The sequence below is a fragment of the Sphingobacterium detergens genome (assembly GCF_003610355.1).
Taxonomy (GTDB): Bacteria; Bacteroidota; Bacteroidia; order Sphingobacteriales; family Sphingobacteriaceae; genus Sphingobacterium; species Sphingobacterium detergens.
In genome coordinates this window covers 586,028-607,798 of sequence record NZ_RAPY01000004.1, presented here as the reverse complement: position 1 = coordinate 607,798, position 21,771 = coordinate 586,028, and the positions used below count along the sequence as shown (strand labels likewise).

The 21,771-nt window shown below is 40.7% G+C and carries 23 protein-coding genes; 1 reads left to right on the top strand and 22 read right to left on the bottom strand.

Annotated features, from left to right (window positions below):
* The 21 genes from DFQ12_RS21035 to DFQ12_RS20940 all read right to left on the bottom strand — a co-directional run.
* Positions 1-1,628: recombinase family protein (locus tag DFQ12_RS21035; protein WP_120261001.1), on the bottom strand; the 1,628-nt coding region annotated here is incomplete at its 3' end.
* A 38-nt stretch (positions 1,629-1,666) separates the two neighbouring features.
* Complete coding sequence (locus DFQ12_RS28200) at positions 1,667-1,819, bottom strand: hypothetical protein (protein WP_167457307.1); 153 nt, start codon at positions 1,817-1,819, stop codon at positions 1,667-1,669.
* A gap of 477 nt (positions 1,820-2,296) precedes the next feature.
* Positions 2,297-3,304 carry a hypothetical protein gene (locus tag DFQ12_RS21025; protein ID WP_120260999.1) on the bottom strand — a complete coding sequence of 336 codons (1,008 nt, stop codon included), beginning with the start codon at positions 3,302-3,304 and terminating at the stop codon, positions 2,297-2,299.
* Between the two features lie 50 nt (positions 3,305-3,354).
* Positions 3,355-4,410, bottom strand: a complete 1,056-nt coding sequence (locus DFQ12_RS21020) for a hypothetical protein (RefSeq protein WP_120260998.1) — start codon at positions 4,408-4,410, stop codon at positions 3,355-3,357.
* Positions 4,411-4,439: 29 nt separating this feature from the next.
* On the bottom strand, positions 4,440-4,568 hold the full coding sequence (locus DFQ12_RS28530; RefSeq protein ID WP_279634418.1) for a hypothetical protein: 129 nt from the start codon (positions 4,566-4,568) through the stop codon (positions 4,440-4,442).
* Entirely contained in the window at positions 4,568-5,416 is an 849-nt protein-coding gene (traN, locus tag DFQ12_RS21015) for a conjugative transposon protein TraN (protein WP_120261037.1), read from the bottom strand. The genes DFQ12_RS28530 and traN overlap by 1 nt, the downstream gene beginning before the upstream one ends.
* A 29-nt stretch (positions 5,417-5,445) precedes the next feature.
* A complete protein-coding gene (gene traM, locus DFQ12_RS21010; protein ID WP_120260997.1) occupies positions 5,446-6,747 on the bottom strand; it encodes a conjugative transposon protein TraM in 1,302 nt (433 codons plus the stop codon).
* Between the two features lie 6 nt (positions 6,748-6,753).
* A complete protein-coding gene (locus DFQ12_RS21005; protein ID WP_120260996.1) occupies positions 6,754-7,224 on the bottom strand; it encodes a hypothetical protein in 471 nt (156 codons plus the stop codon).
* Between the two features lies 1 nt (position 7,225).
* Positions 7,226-7,843, bottom strand: a complete 618-nt coding sequence (gene traK / locus DFQ12_RS21000; protein ID WP_120260995.1) for a conjugative transposon protein TraK — start codon at positions 7,841-7,843, stop codon at positions 7,226-7,228.
* A 74-nt stretch (positions 7,844-7,917) separates the two neighbouring features.
* The gene (gene traJ / locus DFQ12_RS20995; RefSeq protein ID WP_120260994.1) at positions 7,918-9,159 is read right to left on the bottom strand and encodes a conjugative transposon protein TraJ; all 1,242 of its coding nucleotides are present in this window, start codon (positions 9,157-9,159) and stop codon (positions 7,918-7,920) included.
* 11 nt (positions 9,160-9,170) lie between these two features.
* Complete coding sequence (locus tag DFQ12_RS20990) at positions 9,171-9,803, bottom strand: TerB family tellurite resistance protein (protein WP_120260993.1); 633 nt, start codon at positions 9,801-9,803, stop codon at positions 9,171-9,173.
* 8 nt (positions 9,804-9,811) lie between these two features.
* Positions 9,812-10,456, bottom strand: a complete 645-nt coding sequence (locus DFQ12_RS20985; RefSeq protein ID WP_120260992.1) for a hypothetical protein — start codon at positions 10,454-10,456, stop codon at positions 9,812-9,814.
* Between the two features lie 10 nt (positions 10,457-10,466).
* Positions 10,467-11,144: a conjugal transfer protein TraI gene (locus DFQ12_RS20980; RefSeq protein WP_120260991.1), complete on the bottom strand. Its 678-nt coding sequence runs from the start codon at positions 11,142-11,144 to the stop codon at positions 10,467-10,469.
* Positions 11,145-11,155: 11 nt separating this feature from the next.
* A complete protein-coding gene (locus DFQ12_RS20975) occupies positions 11,156-13,606 on the bottom strand; it encodes a TraG family conjugative transposon ATPase (RefSeq protein ID WP_120260990.1) in 2,451 nt (816 codons plus the stop codon).
* A 40-nt stretch (positions 13,607-13,646) separates the two neighbouring features.
* Entirely contained in the window at positions 13,647-14,441 is a 795-nt protein-coding gene (locus tag DFQ12_RS20970; RefSeq protein WP_120260989.1) for a hypothetical protein, read from the bottom strand.
* A 4-nt stretch (positions 14,442-14,445) separates the two neighbouring features.
* The gene (locus DFQ12_RS20965) at positions 14,446-14,736 is read right to left on the bottom strand and encodes a DUF4133 domain-containing protein (RefSeq protein ID WP_120260988.1); all 291 of its coding nucleotides are present in this window, start codon (positions 14,734-14,736) and stop codon (positions 14,446-14,448) included.
* Between the two features lie 80 nt (positions 14,737-14,816).
* Entirely contained in the window at positions 14,817-16,754 is a 1,938-nt protein-coding gene (gene ltrA / locus DFQ12_RS20960) for a group II intron reverse transcriptase/maturase (RefSeq protein WP_244211809.1), read from the bottom strand.
* A gap of 515 nt (positions 16,755-17,269) precedes the next feature.
* The gene (locus tag DFQ12_RS20955) at positions 17,270-17,698 is read right to left on the bottom strand and encodes a hypothetical protein (RefSeq protein ID WP_120260987.1); all 429 of its coding nucleotides are present in this window, start codon (positions 17,696-17,698) and stop codon (positions 17,270-17,272) included.
* Between the two features lie 12 nt (positions 17,699-17,710).
* A complete protein-coding gene (locus DFQ12_RS20950) occupies positions 17,711-17,995 on the bottom strand; it encodes a DUF4134 domain-containing protein (protein WP_244211814.1) in 285 nt (94 codons plus the stop codon).
* 336 nt (positions 17,996-18,331) lie between these two features.
* Positions 18,332-19,444 (bottom strand): hypothetical protein, encoded by a 1,113-nt coding sequence (locus tag DFQ12_RS20945; protein WP_147420456.1) that lies wholly within the window; start codon positions 19,442-19,444, stop codon positions 18,332-18,334.
* 54 nt (positions 19,445-19,498) lie between these two features.
* Positions 19,499-19,912: a hypothetical protein gene (locus DFQ12_RS20940; RefSeq protein ID WP_147420455.1), complete on the bottom strand. Its 414-nt coding sequence runs from the start codon at positions 19,910-19,912 to the stop codon at positions 19,499-19,501.
* Positions 19,913-20,322: 410 nt separating this feature from the next.
* Here DFQ12_RS20940 and DFQ12_RS28685 point away from each other — a divergent pair, with 410 nt between their 5' ends.
* Complete coding sequence (locus DFQ12_RS28685; protein ID WP_120260983.1) at positions 20,323-20,538, top strand: class I lanthipeptide; 216 nt, start codon at positions 20,323-20,325, stop codon at positions 20,536-20,538.
* 92 nt (positions 20,539-20,630) lie between these two features.
* Here the strand turns inward: DFQ12_RS28685 and DFQ12_RS20930 are convergent, their stop codons facing one another.
* Positions 20,631-21,473, bottom strand: a complete 843-nt coding sequence (locus DFQ12_RS20930) for an RteC domain-containing protein (RefSeq protein ID WP_120260982.1) — start codon at positions 21,471-21,473, stop codon at positions 20,631-20,633.
* Positions 21,474-21,771: the final 298 nt, after the last annotated feature.

Genomic DNA, 21,771 nt, shown 5'->3' with positions numbered 1-21,771 from the left:
AATATGGTTACCGTTTCGGTTACCCATTTCGAAAAACGATAATTTAAGCCAACTGAGGCGTATTTTAATAATAAAATTGATCCCAGCGGGATCACCTCTTGGGACAAGTCTAAAAAAGAAAGACTTGTCCCATTTTTTTTACCATCTAATTTACTGGTTCCTTGATAGATGAGATTCACCGCAGAATTTAATCGAGAGGTTCGATGTAGCTTTCCGTCGAACTCCAAAAATTCAGGGAACATCGAACCAATAATTATTCGTTTCTCCTCGATTGTTCCATTCTCGTATCGTTTAGCAATATCAGCAACTTTATGTATGTTAGCGATCACCATTTGCTTAGCCTCCATTGCAACATCACCCAGTTCGGATAATTCATTCTCTAATGCTTCAATTTTCCCTTTAATTATTCTTTTTAGCTCTATAAAATCCTCATGCTCCATTTCTCCATCGGCGCTTTTTATGAGAGCATTTTGATATCGGTTATTTAAAACTTGTATCTGGTCAAGAAGGCTTTTCCTTTCCCTATTTTGATCTTTGGTTTGAATAGTTAGATTATTTTTAAACGCTTCTACAAAAAGGTCTACAACTACCGGTTTAGGGGATAAAAACCGTAACTGTCTTACAAATGCATCATTTGCTATTTCCGCTTTAAATCTTGCGCCACATGAAGAAGTACAATGATAATAATAATAGTACCTACCTAACCTACTTTTTGATGCACTGCCCGTCAACATTCTTTCGCAATTAGGACACTTTAAAAACCCTCGTAACGGCAATTTCTCCATTGATACTATCTTTGTCTTTATAGGCCGCATCCTACCATCCAAAATTCGTTGAACATCATCAAAAACCTGCTTGCTGATTAGAGGTTCATGCTGACCTTCTGCTAAATATCCCTTTTCATCCTTGTAAGGCGGAACAAATATTTTTCCATAATACAATGGGTTTCTAATAGCCACCCAAAAATTATTCTTACTAAATCTATAGTTTTTACCTTTTGATTTTTCTCTAACCAATTTCCAAATCTGCTCCGTATTATAATAGTTATCTACGATCTTTTCAAATGCCCATTTTAATAATGCTCCTTCACCTTCCCTAATTGCTATATATTTCTTCTTATCTTCTGAAATTTTATTAATATAGCCAACCGGAGCTGTCCCCATATACCGCCCTTCTTTTCGTGCCTTTCTCATGTTATTAAAAACATTCAGTGCTCTTCTGTCATTTTCAACTTCGGGCGCCGCCAAGTAAAAGGCCAGCATCATTTTATTTTCTGGAACAGATAAATCAAGAGGTTGCTCAATAGCTTCAGGAGTTACGCCGAATGTCCTTAAGGTGTTTATCATTTGATAAGCATCTCCTGCATTCCTACTAAATCTATCCCACTTTGTAAACAAGACTAGTGAACCGGTTTTATTTCTTTTCAACTTTCGGAGATAGGCTAAATACTTTTGCCACTCCGGACGTTTGAATGTTTTTGCTGAATGATCTTCAATATAAACATGTCGAATAATATAGCCCTTTATTTCACAATATTTGCGGAGCCTTTCTTCCTGGTCTCTTTGTGAAAAGCCCCTTTCTGCCTGCTCATCAGTAGATACACGTATATATAAATCAACAACTACCATAAGTAAAAATTTTAAGTTTATAAATTGAAAATGAGATCTCAAAACCTACCACTAAGATACTGATCTACTGCTATTTTCGCAATATTCAGAATGAAATCTATCATAATTTTAGCATCTTCAATTTTAATTTCAACACCTTCTTTTTTTAATAATTCAACTACATTTTCTGGCGTTATTATCTTTCCCTCCATATCCATCTGCTTTTATTCTAATCACTTTTTTGCAATCATTTTTCTAAATAAAAAAGCCTGAAAATTTCAGGCTATTAATTATTCCAAATTTGGTCTTTCAAGAGTTCAATATTCAATTTAAAAGTTGTTTGTGAATAGCAATTTTCACAAGTAATAACATGTTATTACATATTTATCTTAAACCTGCTCCCCTTGTGTTTACTAAACGAAGCCCGATAATACAAGTATCCATATTCTCCCAGCTCCCTTATCACCTTCCGGTAGGTCATTCTGCTAGATATTTTTGCTTCCGGCATCACTTCCCAGGAGAACAAGGTTATTGAATCTGTGCAGCCCCGCTTCAGCCAAATATTCAATATTGCCATAAACACAGCAATATGAATAGCACCAATACGAGGGTCTGAATTACATCGCTCGAAAAAACGATTCAGATGTATTGCTACCTGCACATTTTCAATTTCCATCCCTCCCTATTTTTTAAGCAATCTTCACTTTCAATACTTCTTTTTCTTCCAATACTTTAGCCTGCGGCTTTACTTCCCTTCTTGCAGCTTCAAGGTCTGCTTGCCGCTTTGCCAGTACCACTTCAGGCTTTTCAAGGCTCTTATGTAAAGGGTTCGCCTCAATCGCCTTTATTTCCTTTCCCACCCGAACCTTAATAATATCTCCCTCGCGTAAACTTTGCAGAATCTCTTTTCGTTTGGAAAGATCATCTATGCCTTTTATTCCCGATTGCTCCAACAATTTTTCCACCGAAAATCCATACTCTTTATTAAATACCTTAGTCTTTAAATTTCCTTCTGCATCCCGATCATTGATATCGAGCATAACCCATCCCTCAGACTTTTCAATGGCCCTGCCTGCAAGAAGGTTATAGACCTGTTTCATCGTAAGGTCAACGTTTGGAATACTGCTGTAGAGCATAGATAACTTTGCTCCTTTCTGATCACCTTTCAAAGTTGCTTTGATATCCTGGATCTCATAAGCATCATTTTTGCCTTTACAAAATCTAAGCTCATATTTCATTTCTGAGCTTTCATTGATCTGGAAGGAAACCGGAATCCTGAACTCTGGCTGATTAGATTTTACATGCATCGAAAGCTGTTTCTCCAAACCAGTGAATCCTTTTTTAGCTAAAGCAGCAATAAGGCCATCATAGTTGATATCCAAGTGTAAGTTATGTATCTTGCCTTCCCTGCGCATTTCACGGGACCGAAGCAGCCGGTAAGCCAATCTGAAAATCATACGAGGATAAAGCTGCTTTTCGATTTCTCTCCTTTTGGCACGAAGGATATTTAATTCAAGCTGTTCGAACTTGTTCGCATTGGCTCGGTATTTTATTTCAAGACCTTCCAGGTGCCTCAAATATTCTTTCTGGAATTGGGCGCTCTTTAAAGTCTCATCTCCAAATTCAGATTTAACCCGTAATGTCCATTCTTTCCATTGGTTCTGTTCCTGCTCAAACCTAATAAGTCCCTTTTCCATATCAATAAAAATCAGTTATTAAATTACATTGACTACGATTATTCGAGTGCTCATACTTTAAGGCTTTTACCTATTTTCTGTTGAGTGGTCTCCTGTTCGTTGTCGACTTTTTGTCCTTGCTTCTGACCTTGTTTTTGTTCCAGTTTATGTTGTTCTAAAGCATCTAATTCCAATTGCCTTTTTTCATGAAGGTTGATCGGGTTCATGTCCTTATCAAACGCATTGATGGTTTTGAACTTGGCATTTGCAACCAGGTATATTTGTTCCTGTGTTCCATCAAGCGCTATATACTTTGCAGATTGAATATTACCCCTTTTCAAGGATTCACAAAGTTGCTGGAAGTTTTCATAATCCATATTTTCAACCAGTGAAAGAGACTTGATTTTTGGCTCTACTTCCAAATCATAAAACTTTTCTGACTTATAGTTTCCGTTTTTATCAGTCTGGTTGAAATTAATATAATCCCAAGCTTCATATTTTCTGTTATTCTTTGGCTCCTTTATATCCACATATACGAAGGTCTTAAAAACACCACGGGCCTGCATCTGGTTAAAGGCTTCTTTAAATGTAATTGTAGGATTAATCTTTTCCGGCTTCTGTCCTTCAACCTTTGAAGGAACTTCTATCCGGTTACTGAATTGGTAGTTACGCTTTAAATCCGCCTTTCCCTCTTCCTTTACGATGATGTCATAATTGTCAGCATAATACTTTCCCGTTTTCGACTTTGTACAATTAATAACTGCTTCGGCTTCGGCATCTTTATACTTCTGGATGAATCCAATTTGAAAGGTATCCTGGCCTTCTGCAATTTTCTGGTTCAACTCTTCATTGGAAACTTTGCCCATACCTGTATACTTCAGCGTTTTCGCTAAAGGTGACAGCTCCTCAACTTTCATTTTCTCTATTTCCATTGCTTTGTGTTTTAAATCCTGTTTATAGTTATAATCCGATTCAATTTGACCTATATCAAATGGCAATGATCTGTTCTGCTCTGCAACCGCCGATAAGGCAAAGGCATTACCTAAATGTTGAATAGCTTCCAATACCTGGACAATCGGAACAATCTTAAAGTAATGCCCGGCAGGGGTGGATTCATAAGATTGCATCAAAGCGTCAAAATCATTATCATACGCCCTTACGCCCTTACGCCCTCAATATTGAGATACGTTGCGCTTGTATCAAAGCTGAGCAGATAACGCCCATCCTGCTGCCGCTGCTCTAAGTAAGCTACCAGGCTACTTATATCCTGCTCCCTGATCCGCATTAATGTATGCTTTGGGCTGCGATAATGGTCTTATTTTTCACCCGTAGGTTCAGGTGCCTACCGCCATTAGCCTCCATTAGCTCAATCATCAAAACCTTTTTATCTGGAATTGTAAACCTGGGTAGTGCAACAACAACCATCTGCTGCGATTTTCCACGGATCAACTCTGCATTTCCGGCTTGCTGTACCGGGAGCTGTTCCACTTCCTGCTTTGCGGTACGTTTGGCGCTTTTGCTATCCTTAATATAAAACCGGAAAGCTTCTACCGGATAATCAACCTCAGAATCATTTTCAAGGGCAAACTGGAAGTACAGCTTATCCCCTTTTATATATATTCCGGCAAGGTTAAGCGAGATATTGTATTTGCTATCTTTGATCCCCTTCAAGACCGGCTTCCTAGAAGCTATCTGTTCCGTCAAGTCATAAACTTTTGCCTCATTATCTGCCTTGTAACTAAACAGGGCATCCGCATTCGGAAAGTTTATGCTGTTACCTAACTTGATATTGAGCACTTTCGGGTTATCTGTATAATTAAGTAAATGGCTATACAGCTTTCCGTCGGCAGTAACAACCGTAAGATTCGTTTCTGAAAACCCTTGTTTAGCGGCCTTAACCTGTAAAATATTCTCAACCCCTTTTGCCAATTGCACCAACACTTCCTTACTGCCTTTATCCACACTTTTTATAGCATAGGGATAGATAATATTAGTGGTCTTATCAAAACCGATCAACAGCGCACCTGGCTGTATACTGCTGCGTTGCATATTATCGGCTGATTGTTGCCCGAAACTTTTGCCAGCAATAAGCTGGCATACCACCAAAATCAATACTGCACAAATCTTTTCCATGATCATTTTCATTTTAATTATTATTAATACTAGTCATTGCCCGTCTTCTGCTTATCGTCGTGGAGCAAGACTTTATAACCCGCCTTTACCGTTACCTTAATCAACTTTACTTTTTTACTAAAAAGGCTTTTGGCCGCCTCCAATCCCGCACCGGCAGCCTGTACGCCTATATTATCGCTCATTGTTCCGAAACTTAAATCCTGTATGGCCCTGTCCGTAGATTGTTTGGCAACATCCCTGGAAATAGCACCGGGAATATAAATACCTCCGATGCCGTCTATATCAACTACAGACAGGGATACGGGGAACAGGGATTTTTTTAAACGGATCGACGTTATTGAAATTTCCAGGCGTTCACCATTTAAACCAGCAGTACCGAAAACGAAATTATCTTTTGGAATCAGCCTTCCGTTTACATAGATATCGTTGAGCAAGCGCAGCTTTACGGTCGAACCATTGACAATAGTCTGCGTTTCGTGGATCACCGCCTCTACGGTGTTTTGTTCATCGCTTGGTTGCTGTTCAGAATTTAAGGAGTAGAAACCATTTCTTTCGGTTTTATCATCCATTCCTTCTTTACTATTTATTGCGGTAGGTTCAAGCAGTGAGAAAATCTGCTTTTCTTTGGCCGCCGATACTGCATAAACATTTTCTTTGTTCAATCTGGAAGCCCGCTTTAATTCTTGCTGAACACGTTCAGGATTTTGGATATCCATAATTTTATCCAACACTCCGTTGATCTGTTCCATTTCAGGATCAGGCTCTGCGCCGCCGCCCTGCATTTGTTTCATTAAGCGCTCCAGGCGGTCTACGTCTTTTCCATCCAAACTACTGCTACCGTTAAACCCTAACCGCTGCTCGGTTGATGTGAGTGGGACCTCCGGTTGCCTTAACGCCTGATTTAATTGTTCCAGGCGCTGATAGATCCTGGCTTCATTGGGGTCATTGTATGCCCCACCAGCATATGGAGATGAACGCAGTCCTGTATATCCATTGGAGGAAACTGTCATTCCCTGATAACCGGTATTGGAATCCGCAGGTGGTACGGCAAAACCAGTATCTTTTCCTTTCTGATCATGGGGGACCGCGGAATCTTTTGCCGCCTGATCATAAAAGCTCAATTTGTCCATTGCATCCTCGTTCTTTAACTGGGCATCCGGTATTGATTTATTAATCCCTGTTTTTGCTGGCGCTGCAGCCATTACGGTATTGGATTTCCCTCCTCCCATTGCCCAAAAGAACAAGGTCATAAACGGCAGTACCAGAACCGGGAGAACGAGAAAAAACCTTTGGCGCCGCTGCTGCTTTGTAAGTGCTTGTTTAGTTTTCATAATTTTTTATTGTTGTTGTTTATAAATACGTTCTACCATTTTAATGCTGTCACGAAGCCCTGGCCGTAACAGATTAATGCTTTCGAGTTTAATTTTGCCTTCTTCAGTTTTTGAGAGGCTGTCGAGGTAAAGCCGGAATTTTTCAATACGCTGTAGGGTCTCATCTGCTTTATTGGCCTTAACATGCTTTTGCTCTGCCTGCTTTACCGTTGGCATGCTGATCGCTCCCGTGCCCGCAATTATTTTATAACTACTTTTAAAGCCACCCATAATCATAGTTATACCTATTGCCGCCATTGCCATCAGAAAGATGATTAAAATAGCGCCTCTCAACTTAGGGTTGCAGCGGTCAGACTGCCTGTTCATCCAGCCGGCCCAGCTTTGTTGCACTCTTACCAAACAAGCTGCTACAACATGGGCTATCTTATCCTTTATTTGCGCATTTCCTTTAGGCCGCTTTTTAAAAAGTTGTATCATATTACCGCGCTTTAGTACTTAGATCATCATTGGAAATAGTTATCCATTTTTCGATTAGAAAACCGTGGGCATTATTATCGCTCCGCCTTACATTACGTAATTGTCCTTCCGTAACCAGGCTCCGGATGGTTACGGAACTTGGTCTTGTGATCTCCTGCTTCCCATAGAACCGGAAAGCATAAGGCGAAACATTGGTATTAAGCTGGATACTATCAACAGTAATCGTTTGGCTGACATTTCCGGAAACGACATTGGAGTAATAATTTGATTCCCTTAAATTATCATAAGCCTGTTTTGCGCTTTCGTCAGCCAGGTACAAGGCTCTTTTTATGCTTGCCTGGTTGTATTTTTCATCGGGGGAAAGCGTGAAAAAGTACTGATGAAAACTTCGAATATGGTCTCTCGCTTCTACATGTACATTATCCTTCCGGTCGGAGGCATATGCCTCCAATGCCTTTCCGTTGGCAAGAACATATATTTTACCCTGCATGTTCTTAACCATATCCAAACAAGTGTACATCACCATGCCACCGCTAAGGGTATAAATTGCAACAAAGGCAATGGAGAAATTTTTAATACCCTTGAAGGCCGTATCTATATTTTTTGCTTTTTGGAACATATCTCCTCATTTTCTTATTCACTATTCGTATTGTTCTTATTTTAGCCAGTAAAGCATCGCTTATAACAAGGGCTTTAAACACTTTTTTCATTACTTCCCTGATCTGGTTTGCCCGATAATTTGTCGTTCATAAAAGAGCCAGTTCTACCCGCAATACGACCAATTGCACCAATCCCCCCTGAGCCGCTTTCTGTTCCACTCAGCCCTTTGTCCATATTCTGCTTAAAGTCAGCCAGGTTATTGACGCCTTGCCCCAAACGCCCGGCACCCATAGAGGCAGAGCTGAAAACAAGTGTTGTTATCTTTTGACCCAATGCTCCGCCACCACCGGAATTGACAACAAAATTGGCTACAGACGGAACCGTGAAATAACCGACGATCCCGATAATCATAAAGATTAAATAGCCGATATCAGTATCGCTGAAAAAGGTATCTCCTGCCTGAACTATTTGTTCATTGTCGATCTTGAGCATGTTTTCCTGGATCTTACCAATGATGGCACCGAAGATGTTAGCCACCGGCAACCATAGAAATATATTGATGTACTTTGCAAGCCAGGCCGTAAGGGTATGCTGGAAGCCGTCAAAAACAGCCAAGCCTAAAACCATAGGGCCAATAATTGCCAGGACGATCAGCTGAAAAGTCCTGAGCGTATTAATACAAAGTGCTGCCGCCTCAAAAAGCACTTTGAGAATTTCACTCATCCAGGTTTTAATGGAGTTTTTAAAATTGTAATACACTTTATCCATAGCGAACGCGACATCATTGCCCACACTTTCAAAAAAACCTTCCTCTGGAGCGGCATCAGTTTCTTTCAAGCCATGCGTATATTTTAACCACCTTTCTTTATCTCCATTATTATTTTCCCCTACATACATTTTCCAGTGCAGGCTATTTTTAATAGCTTCTTCTTTTTGCTGAAGCAGCACAGCTATTGCCTTATCGGAATTTTTTACCATTGCTGCCGTACCGCTGACCGTCGGCTGCATAACGCCATTGATCAGCGCAATAACAGAAGAGAAGTTCATGATACAGAAACCAAGTACAAAGGGCCTGAACAGCGGGTAAAAATCTATAGGTTCCGCATTGGCTATCTGCCGCCACACCCGGCTGGCGATATAGAACAATGCTGCAAAACAGGCTATCCCGCTTCCCACACCTATGAGGTCTTCACACATCGGCATCATATCCTTATACAGGGTATCGAGTACCGTATGTAAACTTTTAATCCTTTCAGCCGCTCCCTGAGCTTGGCTGAAATAGGGCAAAACCATTCCCACTACCGTTGCTAAGACGGCTTTCCTTATCTTTCCCATTGCCTGTTTTATTATTTCAAATTATAAATCTGCTGCATCTGCAAGGCATCCTGTTTTTCCTTGCCACGTTGCAGCGTAAGCATCGAAGTTGACCTGTTGAAACTTTTAAGAAATGATAACTTCTCTTCCATTTCCAAAAAGATACCATCAATTGCCTTAAGCCGCTCTTCATCATTCATTCTTAGCTTACCTGACGTAACCACATTAGCCAATTCTTCGAGATTACGTAAACTTAAATTGAGCAGATTCGCATATACGGAACCGATATAGCTTATCTCAGCCGGACGGAGCAAATTGCTTTGCTTAAACCGGTTGAACGCTGTTTTATATTCCTTGATAAGCACAACCTGGTATTCGATAATCTTTCCAACTTTGTAATACTTCTTTACTACTGGACTTGCCTGCATCAGGGCGTCCAGAAAGGTTTTGTGCAAGCTGAAATTACCTTCTGAAAGATCCTTAATCGTAGAATAGCCTCCGTGTACAATATCATAGCCCTTTTTAAGATCACTCAGTATTGACTTGAGCTGTGCCAGCTTCTCAACATTGAGCAGTAACTGCACGACTTCTGTTGCCTGAGCTTTGGCTTTGTAGTTTCCTATAGTTATTATGGCCGACATTATGATAAAAATTACTTTCTTCATGATCTTATTTATTTAATGCCAAAAATCAAATTACTATGATCCGCTTCCCTTAGCCCCTGCCTCCGGGAGCTGATCAATGCTTTTAATTGATTACTGAAATAGTTCGCAAACCAGTAGTTGTCTTCCATCTCCCGGTGGATCTTTTCAATACGGACAAGCCGCTGATCATCTTTCATGGTCAGCCTCGCGGATAATGCCACATCCCCCAGATCCTCTAACAGGTGATTACAGTTTTCCAACAACCGGTCAAAAACATCCCTTATATATTGCTTCTCTTTTTTAGAAACCAGATCGGCACTCGACACATTTCTAAACACTTGATTTTTTAGCTCCAATATTGTGTACTGCATTTGCTCAATATCGGCCACCCTGGGATCTTTTTTTATGGCAGGGTTTACAGTGGAAAGCGAACCAAAGAAATCCCGGTGCAGGTTGAATTCGCCATTTTTAATCTGGCTAATCGTACCCAATCCTTTTTTGCCGATATCGTATCCTTTTTTCAGGTACCCGCCATAAATCTTTAATGCTGCAATCTGTTCGATCAGGTATTTCTTTTGGGTCTTCTTTTGGGAAAACCATTCTGCAAAAGTCTGTGCCTGGATTTTCGAAGTTGCCAGTAGCAATACCAGCAGTATAAAAAACATCTTTTCCATCTTGAATTATTTAGGGGTTTAGACCATACCATTGCCTTACCTGTTTTACTTCCTGCTCGCTACTGCTGCGCTGGATGCTCAACATGACATTTTCAGCATTAAAAGCTCTGAGGTCTATGTAATTCACCTTAATCTTTTCTGAGACCTGGTTAATGATTTCCAGGCGGCTTGCATCGGCCATTTCGGTTCTAAAAGAATTTACGACCAAAAACAACTGATCGAGGTTCTTTACGCTCTGATCCAAAATCCCGCTATAGACCTGACCGATGTATTCAATCTCCTTTACTGAAAAATGCCTATCATTTTTAATCAGCGCCCAGGAGCGCCGGTATTCTTCAACAAGCCTTGCCTGTGTCGTTGTAATCTCCTTTATGCGCTGGTAATATGCAATAAGTGATCGGACCTTTTTCAGCTCATCAAAGTACTGCCCATACAATTGTTTCTGTTTGTCTGTCCAATCCGAAATTTCTCCCAGCTTCAGTTTCGCCATAGCATTTTCCAACACTTTCTGCGCATTTTGCAGCCAGATCACTTTGTTTTGCTGGCGTTGGATCTTCAGATCGACAGCTTTAATGACCTTTTTTACACCAGCTTTGATAATTTCCAATATGGCAAGCTGTGCGCTTGCTTTGGAAACCGGGGCCATTGTAAACACAGCCAGCATGAATACCATAATTATTTTCTTCATTGCCTTAGATATTAGTTTAAGTAATTTTCCGCTATTAACTTGGTTATACCTGCTTCCATGCTGCCGCATTCTTCCGCTGCCTCCAATACCTTTACTCTTTCCTTGCCTTCTGTAGTATAAGCCAGGTACTCTTCCTTGCAGAGTTCGTTTTTAAATACCCTTGATATCTGACCACCCAGCTCGATATAGATTTCCCGTTCGTCTTTATTTACGGACAGTAATTGTGTTTTGGCTTTTTCGGACATTCCCAGAGCGGCCTGCAGCTTATCGAACTTGTGCAGGAATTTGCGCATATCCATCATAATCTTGATGTCCGCATTATTGATAATGGCATCCTTAATAATTGGCGAACTGATCAGATCGTCCAGCTCCTGGGTGATCACGATTGGTACGCCATTGAATTTCCGAATCGTCTTAAACGCATATTTTAAAAATTCAGCCATCCCGCTTTTCGCAATAGCTGCCCAGGCTTCATCAATGGCAAGTACTTTACGGGTTCCGGCCAGCTTGCGCATCTTGGAAATGAACATTTCCATAATGATCAAAGTCACCACTGGAAACAAAATGGGGTTCCCCTTAATGTTATCTAATTCCACAACGATAAAGGGTTGTTCCAACAGGTTCAGATTCTCTGTAGCGTTCAATAAATAATCGAATTCATTGTCCCTGTAGTAAGGACGCAGGACATACAAAAAATTATCGACATCGAAATGCGTATCCTTTACCCTATGCTCTTTAAGTACTTCTTTAAAATCTGTTTGCAGGTATTCATAAAAGGAATTAAAGCATGGAAAAATGGATTGCTCCCTCTTTAGCTTTGCATAAAATCCCGCAAGCGCATTGGATAATGCCACATATTCAGACCGGTTGAAACTATCATTTTCCTGTTTCCATAAGGAAACCAGCAGTGCTTTTAAACTTTCCTTTTTTTCCGTATCAAAATCCTGACCCTTGGGAAGATAAAAAGGATTAAAACTGATCGGGTCACTTTCCGTATAAGTGAAATAATAACCCTGAACCAATTCACAAAGTCCCCGATAGCTTCCGCCGATATCCACGATAACGCAGTGTGAACCTTGAATATATAAAGTATTTAAAATATGATTTAGAGTCATGCTTTTGCCGCCGCCACTACTCCCGCAACAGAGCACGCCCATATTTGAAGTTATTGAACGCTTACGTGGCAAATCAAACAGGTCGATATATACAGGCTTTCCCGATAGGCGGTCGCAGAACCGTATCCCTGTCTCCGAAGGATCACTGCGGTAATTGGATTCAATATTGAGGAAGCAGGTAGCCTGCTCTGCGAAAGTGTCGAAGCACTCGTTAAAGGGCAGATCAGAAGCATTACCAGGAATACCGGCCCAGAAAAGCTGCGGAGCGCCTGAAGTTTCCAGTTTGGCAACTGCATCAATGCGTGCCATTGCCGTTGTTACCTGGTTACGTATATTTTTCAGCTCATTTTTATCCTCACTCCAGGCCAGGATGTTAAAATGCGCTTTGACAGGTAAACGTTGTTCACTTATCGCTTCATTCAAAAAATCATTGGTTGCGTCCCTGCTGATCAAATTCTCCCTTGAATAAGCAGAAAGGGATTGTAACCTGAGCCGCTTCCGTTCCAGTTTTTGTAACGTCTTCGCTGCATCATCAACAACAATATACTGGGTATAGATATGGTTACAGTGTAACAGTAATCCCAAAGAACCCGCAAAACCGATACTGAACTTTGTCTTGTCCGTTGAGTATTTATCATAGTTGATCCTGCTGCCACATAAAGCCGGAAGATCGACCGCATCGGCTAAGGTATAGAGCTGACAATGCTGCCCACCGATACGCATGCTGTCTTTATCGAACTGAAGGTCTTTTATAAGCAATGGATCATCGTCTGTTGCTAAGAAGCAATAGTTCTCGATTAAACCGGGTGTTTTTTCAGAGCTGGCTAATTGATCACCGCCAAGCCTTGCTAGTTTGATTAATCCGGTATCCTCCAATATCTGCCGGAACTGTCCGGCAACATTCTCAAAATCAGTTAACATAGACGTGTTTAACGCCTGTTCCGGTACAATACTGCTTCGGATCAGGTTGGAAAACATGGAGCTGCTTAACTTGCGACCATGCGGTTTTTTTGTCAAATAGATGTAACAGCTATGATCCAGGTAGGGCCTGCCTTTAAAATGCTTATCGGCTGACTTTTCTAAAAATCCCTTTTCCTTACCCGGCTTATTTTCAGCCTCATAATTTTTCGTCAGGAACCAGTCTTGTTTACACAAGGTGCTATGTTTGGGCAGCACTTTTATTGCTTTTATCCATGCCTGATGAATATTTTCGTACTCTTCATCCGATAAAGTAAATATCTCCGGTAGCGTGGCTTTAAAACCAATAGTAATATCGCCTTGTTTACTAAGGATACAATTATGTTCTATGCCCAATACGGGCATGATATCTGCTAACCACTTTTCCATTTTCACATTTTCTATTCACTGTGGCACTATTGCCTCACTACTACATTTTTAGTCCCTTGTTTTGCGATTGCTCTTCCTGTTTTTTACGGAACAGTTCGAAAATGCCGGATGCCTGCTCTTTCGAAAGACGAACCCTATTTGCTCGCAGTTCCTTTTGAACCGGAAATACCCTTACCGTTTTGTTTATATCCACTTTGTATTCCAATGCAACGGCTACCGGGTCTAATTTGAGCTCATAGGGAATTTCAAGAATGATAACATCTTTGGGAATCGAAGAGTCGCCTGCTTCGTACTTGTATTCACTATGGGATGGAATATGATAGGCACATAGGTAAGCCGTTTCATCTTTAGTTTTCAGCATATTGCTGAAATGAAGGATACCATGCTCATTATCGTCCTTAATCAGCAGATATCTATGCTTCCAGTCAACGACAAAAATGTGACCTGGTAAAAGCTCGATTTCTGGAAGAGCCCCTGAAAGCCTATCCTTTAAGCCGGGTTGATTTCCGAAGATTTGCTGATCGCTCATGCCCTTTATTTGTGCAACCTCGTACCCATATTTTTGAGCCATTCGCTCTGGGTCCAATTGTCCAAGCGGAGGTAGTGTTGCGTTTACTATGTCTTCTATTTGCTCGCACATATGAAAGTCCGGCATTACAATGCATTTTTCCCTCTTGTCGTATTCGAATTCATAAAAGCTCCCATTGTCATCCATATCCCTGATAAAAAGCTTATTTCCCAGATCGCCAGCTTCGCTTAACAGCAGTTTATTTACATCTACATAGAAATCCGTTCCGTGCAGATTATATATTGGTAATTCTCTTTCTTTTTCCATATCCTTAATTGTTTAATCTGCGAAATACTTTTCTACTGTTACACCTAACAACTTTAGGTATGTTTCTTTTCGCCAGTTCCTTTGTTAAACCATGCTCTCCATATTTTGTGCTCATCGCATAAATTTTCATGACAAGAACAGTTCCCGCAATCAGGGCTAAGCCTACACAGATGAAAGCCGGGATACCTATAGCATACATCAGCGCGAACAGAATAAGCAACAATAGGATACCAATAGCCAGGTACCAGATGTATTGTGCTCTTAAACGTAGGCTAAGCACCCGGCGCCTTACCATATTACTATGGCAGGTTTCCAAATACTCGCCCCCGAACCGTACGTACACCTCTCAGCGTATACGGCTCTCCACTAATATCCTCAGTCTATCTTACCATGATGTATCTTCTTGTGACATGACTGGCATACTGCCATTGTCTTTCTCCGTCGTGCATGCATCAGGATTTCCCAAGGTTGCTTATGTGCAACGTCCTTTAGTTTCCTTACATGGTGCATTTCCAGATTATCCTTCGCTCCGCATAGTTCACATTGCTGTGCTTTCAGCCTATCAATAAGGCTGGTTGTGCCATTCAACATGATTGTGCTCGGAACAGTGTCACAATTTGATACAATGATATCCGTCTTTCTCTTGAAACTTCCGTTGAAGAATACCCTCATTTTTCTTTCTCCTTTTTTGTTACTGTAGAATACGGCAAAGTCTTTATTGAAGCGGAACTTCTCAATGACTTTACGAGCAGATATTTGGTACTTCTTTGCAAAAGTTTTATACATGCTGTATTCCATGATGTACTTAAAAGAGTTCATTGCGGAACTGTTGTTGGCAATAGAATAGTAATTGGCAAAGCCTCTTATCTCGGCGTTGTATGCATCCAAAATTTCAAGATCATCGTTATTTACCAGCTTAATTCGACTTTGAGGTTTCCATTTTATATGACCATTATGGTGCATTATTGTCAATGCTTCATAGTCAGATAATTTCTTTCTCATGGTCTCTGTTGGTAATTTCAGAATGATCTTTTTACCAAATACACGTCGTAACATTCCTGATTTTTCGCCTCTTTTAGTCTGGGTATTTGATTTACGGATGTATATTTCATATCCGAGAAATTTTGCCGGTTTCTCCGCATGGGTAATAAGCGTCTTGTCATCAGACAAAGTCAGTTTCAATATTTCAGCGAGGTATTTTTTAATGTCCTCTTTGATCTTTTCACTGTCTTCTTTGCTTCCTATCACCCCGATAATAAAGTCATCGGCATATCTCAAATATTTTAGTCTTTTAAATCCGTCATCCATATCATCCCCGCAAGACAAATACCTTCTTTCTATTTCTATCTCCTTTAAATGTTTAATCCGCTCTGCTTTCTGAGCTTCATCTTCAACCAATTCAAGTTTGTAATTGAGCTTGGCAATCTTCCTGCTTAGCCTGTGGTATTCTACGTTATCCTTACGCTTTATCCCTTTGTCAAAGGATGGGATATAGTCTTTCATAAACTTGTCCAGTTTATCCAGGTAGATGTTTGCCAAAATGGGGCTAACTATTCCGCCTTGCGGTGTTCCACTGTAGGTTTTATGAAATGTCCAATCTTCGATGTATCCGGCATTGAGGAACTTCCGTATCAGCCTTATGAAACGTTCGTCTGTGATGCGCTCTTTTAGGATTCCAATTAAAACATCATGATTGATGTTGTCGAAAAAGCCTTCAATATCGCCTTCAACAAACCATTTTGCGGCAGTGAAGTTCTTTTGAACCTGTATTAATGCAGTATGGCAACTGCGATGAGGTCTAAACCCATGAGAGCTGTTTTCAAACTGCTTCTCGAATATGGATTCAAGTATCATCCTGATTACCTCTTGCACCAACTTATCATCAAAAGATGGTATCCCTAAAGGACGCATTTTCCCGTTTTTCTTCGGTATGTATGTCCTCTTGGCAGGATTGGGTTGGTACGATTCATTTTTCATCGTTCCTATCAACTGTTCAATTCGGGACAAGCTCATTTCATCAATGGTTTTCCCATCTGAACCTGCTGTCATGTTTCCAGCCTTCGCATAAATGCGTTGGTAAGCCTGGTAATACATTTCCTCGTTGAACAGGACCCGGTAGAGCCTTTCAAACTTATAGCCTGAAATTTTGCTGTGCTCTGACAGACTGTTTAACACTCTTTCTGGATTTCTCATAATGTCTCTCACATTTTCCATTAATTGCATTAAAAATACTAGCTGCTTCCCTTCGCCATGTACAAGGCTTTCCCCTGCTCGGACTACTACGGAAGCTCCGTTACCATGTCGGATATTCATAAGCCTTCACTTCATAGCCGCGCCAGCGGCATTCCGATTTAGGTAATCCCCGTTTAGTTGTACAATAACTTGGCACAACAGATTGTCGGATACGATTTCCACCCTTTACTGCTTATTGCAGTTGCGCTGTAACCTGTTCTTGCTCTCCCTCCTCAAAGGCCGAAAGGTGAGTATTACAGTATGGGGAGTTCAGCTATCTTACCCCAAAGACTCGAGACTTTCCACTCGGGCTATCGTTCAATCAGTTTGGATTTTATCCTCATATCTGTTATTTCATCTCCTTATTCAGTCGCAATCTTAATAGCTGATTGACTTATAAGTTTATCGGCATGCTACACTCCCTGTCCGGTTTCCCTTTCAGATAAGCCGACTGATGACAGGCTTTATAGAACACTTGCCTGATACCTTGCCATAGGTATATTTATTTTACAACCTTACGGGCGCACCTTTGAACTCAATTGACTTATTAATCCCCTTGTTTATCTGATATACACTGTTTGCCATAAAGCTTAATTTTAAATGGACAGATAATCATGCACCCTTGCAATAATTGCATGACGGAGCCGATGATCTTCCTTGTCCTCATTAAAGTCAAAGGTTATAAAGATGTCATTGCAGGCTTCCAGCATATTGATACATTCATAGGTCAGTACTCCAGCCTCCCTGAACTTATAACACTCGTTGGGGAAATCGCGTGTTATTACATCTTTGATATAATTGTACTTCGATGGCCGCAAATCTTTTGTCAACTCCATTAAAATCAGCTGCTCAATCTCATGTTCTGCTTTTCCTTTTCTTAAAAAAACTTCTACCATTGGCATAACCTTCATTACCTTATCTTCAAGATAAGTGGGGACCGAATATCCTTCCTGTAGATTGAACATCAGGTCTGGATTGTTTTCAGTAATAAAAGCCCAGAGCTTTTCTTTTAAACTATTTTTCATTATTCTAATTTTTTAACTCACACCGAAAAAGGCCGAAATAATAGTTGCCACAACGACCAGGAAAATACAGCTTCCGAACCATGCTGCAGCTACCTTACTGGTATCAGGATCACCACCATTCCATTTTTGGTAAACCTTTACCGCTCCAATGAGCCCCACGAGCGCACCAACTGCATACATGAGCTGAACCCCGGATTTAAAATATTCTCTGACCTGTTTATCAGCAGCCTCAATTCCGACTTTCCCATCCTGGCTGTAAGCATATATGCTCATTATTATTAATAGCAAGACAAGCATGCCTGCTCTTTTGATAAAGGTGATCTTTACCTTTCCTAACTTCTCTATTCCCATCTTCACAGTTTTTAATCACTCTTTTAATACCTTCTCCAATTCTTAAAAGCAATAAAATGCCGGACAGTGCAGCCCTCCTGCACCTATCAATCCTCTACTGCACTGCCGACATTTGTAAATTTTGTTTCCCAGGCCCCCCACAGGTCAATGCAGGGGGCGGGGAAACGCTGCCATGTTCCAACCACACAAATCATATTCACCTATGGCAGCAGTTCCAGCGGGACAGCCCCATCATCATCCATCCGTCTCCCTCATTCAAGTCCTGGCTGTCCCGCGATTTCTTTATTGCCGTATTGTTCGTTCTGCAATACGGCCACGATAATTAAGTTTCCAATGAAAGTTGAAATGCTCTAACGCTATTTCTGAAAAAATCAGGGAACCGACCCACTTCAACGTTTTTTCGAAATTGTTCTCCGCATATTTTGTAAAGCCGGGCCAGGATGGTGAAGTATAAGATGTGAACGGATAAGGCATGGAACCCGCAGTAACTGCCCTTCCCTTTAAGCAAGCCTCCATTGTCATTTGATCGGCGTACGTGACCGATTGCCAGCCGGCAAACCTGGTGTGCTTCCACATCTTCATCCTTACACCTGCAGAAGCATAGAATACATAGCCGACACGCCAACGATGATAATTCATCTTAACGGTACGTCCGTTATGTTCCGGAAAAGTATCGCCATTATCACCTGCGTAAATATCTTCACCTACCTGTCCCCAAAAGCTGCCCATTGCACCGCCTGTTGTAAAGCAGATGGGCAGCTTGTCTTCACCTATTGTTTTATCGCCAACCTCTCCCCATCTCAGGGTAGGAATTCGCCTAAAAGAAGTATAATGAATTTTAGTACCCCTTATTGCTGCCGGGGCGATCCCTGCAATAATTTCCTTTGTTGAACGTGCAGGAATGGCAAAGGCTTCTCCTTTTTCATTACCGGGTTTAAAGGAATATACCGTATCTGCTATCTGGATATAACCATCCTTACTCAATACCGTAGCAAACCAGCTATCCGGGCAATCCAACAATTTGTTACTTTGTATCAATGAATCGGCTGTGGGCTCCCGGCGGTCTTCCGATGTATCGGCATCCAATTGCTGATAAAATGTTCTGAGCGATGTATAACCTTTCTTATTAAAATTGCTTTCCCATCCTTTCAGCTTATCCGGGTCCTCGAACTTTTCATGCAGCACTTTCATTGTGCTATTGAAAGATTCCATTGATGGGAAATTAAGCCAGCCATTAGCTACTGCGGGTTCTTTTACTGCAATTGCATCTACAGGGATTTTCAGCTTTTCATTTTCCAGTTCCGTTGGCATCATATCCACCGATTGCTTACATGCATACATGACCGATCCGCCACAGATTGCCAATGCCAACATTGCATAGATTTTTGTTTTCATAATCATTCTAAAATTTATTGTGTCTATATTTTTCAGCTTCGTATTATTTCCAGGCTAATTTTTCACCATCGAATTCCATTGCTGTTCCAACTCCTCTTTGGTAAAGGTTATCCCACAAATACTTTCAGATCTTTGGATCAGAAATTTGGTAAGAGCATCCCGAAGGGTAGGCTGACGCAGCCCGCCATAGTTTACAAGTCTGTTACGGAACTGAACAATCAGCTCCTCCTTGCTTGTATCTGTGCCTACCTCTTCCAGGATACTGTGGTGTATCTCTTCCTTAAGGATTTCCAGTTGTTCAAATCCACCTTCGATATGTTCTTCCTGCTCCTTACCAATTGGCGCTCCCAGGATCATTGCTTTCATTCTGCGCCTATAGATCAGGATCAGGTAAAAGGCGTAATAGATACATACAACTACCGCAACGGCGGTTAGGTAAGATTTCCAGGTAATGTTTTCTAGCATCATTTTTCTTTCTTTTAATTTCTTAATCGGGAATATATTTCCCATTTGTTGAAAGCAAAATTGCATAGGATTTTAGCCCTGGTTTTACAAGGTCTAGCAAGCTTGCGACGATTTTTTTTTGATAAAAAATTAGAGAAGGAAAGCGGAGAAAATCAGTATAAATGCTAAACTACCAGCACCGGGCATGATTTGGGGACCTTTTTAAGTTTAAATCGGGATTGGATTAGTATTATTTTTTCATAGGAACTTACAACCTTGTTACAAGGTTGCGATTTTTATTTTTTGATAATAAAATCTTAAAATTTGCTTTGGGGCTCAGCCTATTTTATTCATTGACAATACCTGTCAAATAAGACGCTGCTATTTTATCGGTCGAATCTTTAATTTTAGATTTCACCAGAACACAATACGTCATGAAAAAGAAAACTATGAGCAGTAAGCTGAACTTAAAGAAAGTAACGATTTCAAGTCTAAGTAACGGTGAGATGCAATACCTACAGGGCGGAGCAACCGCAGGCTGCACGACCCAGGCGCCACCATGTAATACTTTTAGTATCTGCCCTGTAACCCGCCTTACCATGAATAACACCTGTCTTTCTGCTTGCTGCGAAACGCTTAATGGTTGCTGATCTTGATTTATTTTTCATAACGATCGAAGCCACCTTAGAGGTGGCTTCGATCGAAAATACTTATTTACGGTGGTCTGTTGGATCAGCTAACATTATTGATGTTTTCTTTCGATACGATCAATCAGGGCATCTTTCATTTTGTCTATATGTGGCGTATAACCATTCTTACGGATCGCCATACCGATCAGGGAACGCGACGGATCGCTCAGCTTGACATTAAAGAAAGATTCAAAATCATGAAAAAGTTGTTGGGCGGCATAGTCACCGTAATTGATCCATCCTTTTGCCAACATGCCTTGTAGTATTTCTTCTATCGCAGCTTTGGGCCCGGTGAAGATTCTGTTACGCTTAGATCCGGCTATTGTTTTATCGGGCTCTTGCCGAGGTTCTATTTTTTGAACTTTCTCATTTCGTATATATTCCCTGAGCTCTTCCAGTGCCTTGAGCTTAGCTACCTTATAGCTATGGGGATTGGAAAATTCCGGATCTATATCCGAAAAGGAAACAGGGGTTAAAGGAATTGGTTTCGGTAATCGTACAAAAAATAAAGTATCAAATGTAGTCTGCCCCGACCTACAATAGTTATAGATATAGTTGTGTTTTTCGAAATAAGCCTGTATTCTGTTAAGGGCGCGATCTATGAATACTTTTCTTGGTTCCTCTGGACTTATCGGGCAATTGGATTCGATAAACAAAACTTCTTCATTATAGATAAGCTCTTTCTGAAATTCCGGTTTTATCTCCTTAAAAAACCTGATTTCCTCTTCAACACTTTTGAAGGTATAATCAGCAATAAACTCCCTCAATTTCGAAATAGCCATTTCAGCAGCATTAAACGATCGTTCAGCCTGTTGTAACTTGTTTTCGGAGGTAACTGCTATCTCTTGAAGAGCAGATGTTAATTCAGAAAGCAATGTCGCAGTGAAGTTTTCCATATGCTAAAGGTGTTTGGTACATGTTAGAATAGTACTTACTGGCAGTGCATCCTGCACTTTTACCAATAAATAACTATTGAAGATACCTTGACACTGCTCTACCATTGCTGACAGATTATGTAGTAGATAAGCAATACTGCCCACTAATATCAAATCTTGCCGGTTATCCCTCTGAATGATCATGGGATATAAAAACAATCGTATTATAAAAATAACGGAATAGTTTTTTATGAAATTCATAAAAATTTCATAAAAAGGAAGGTGCCTGCTCCAGGTGCTGTAATGCAATAATGCTGTT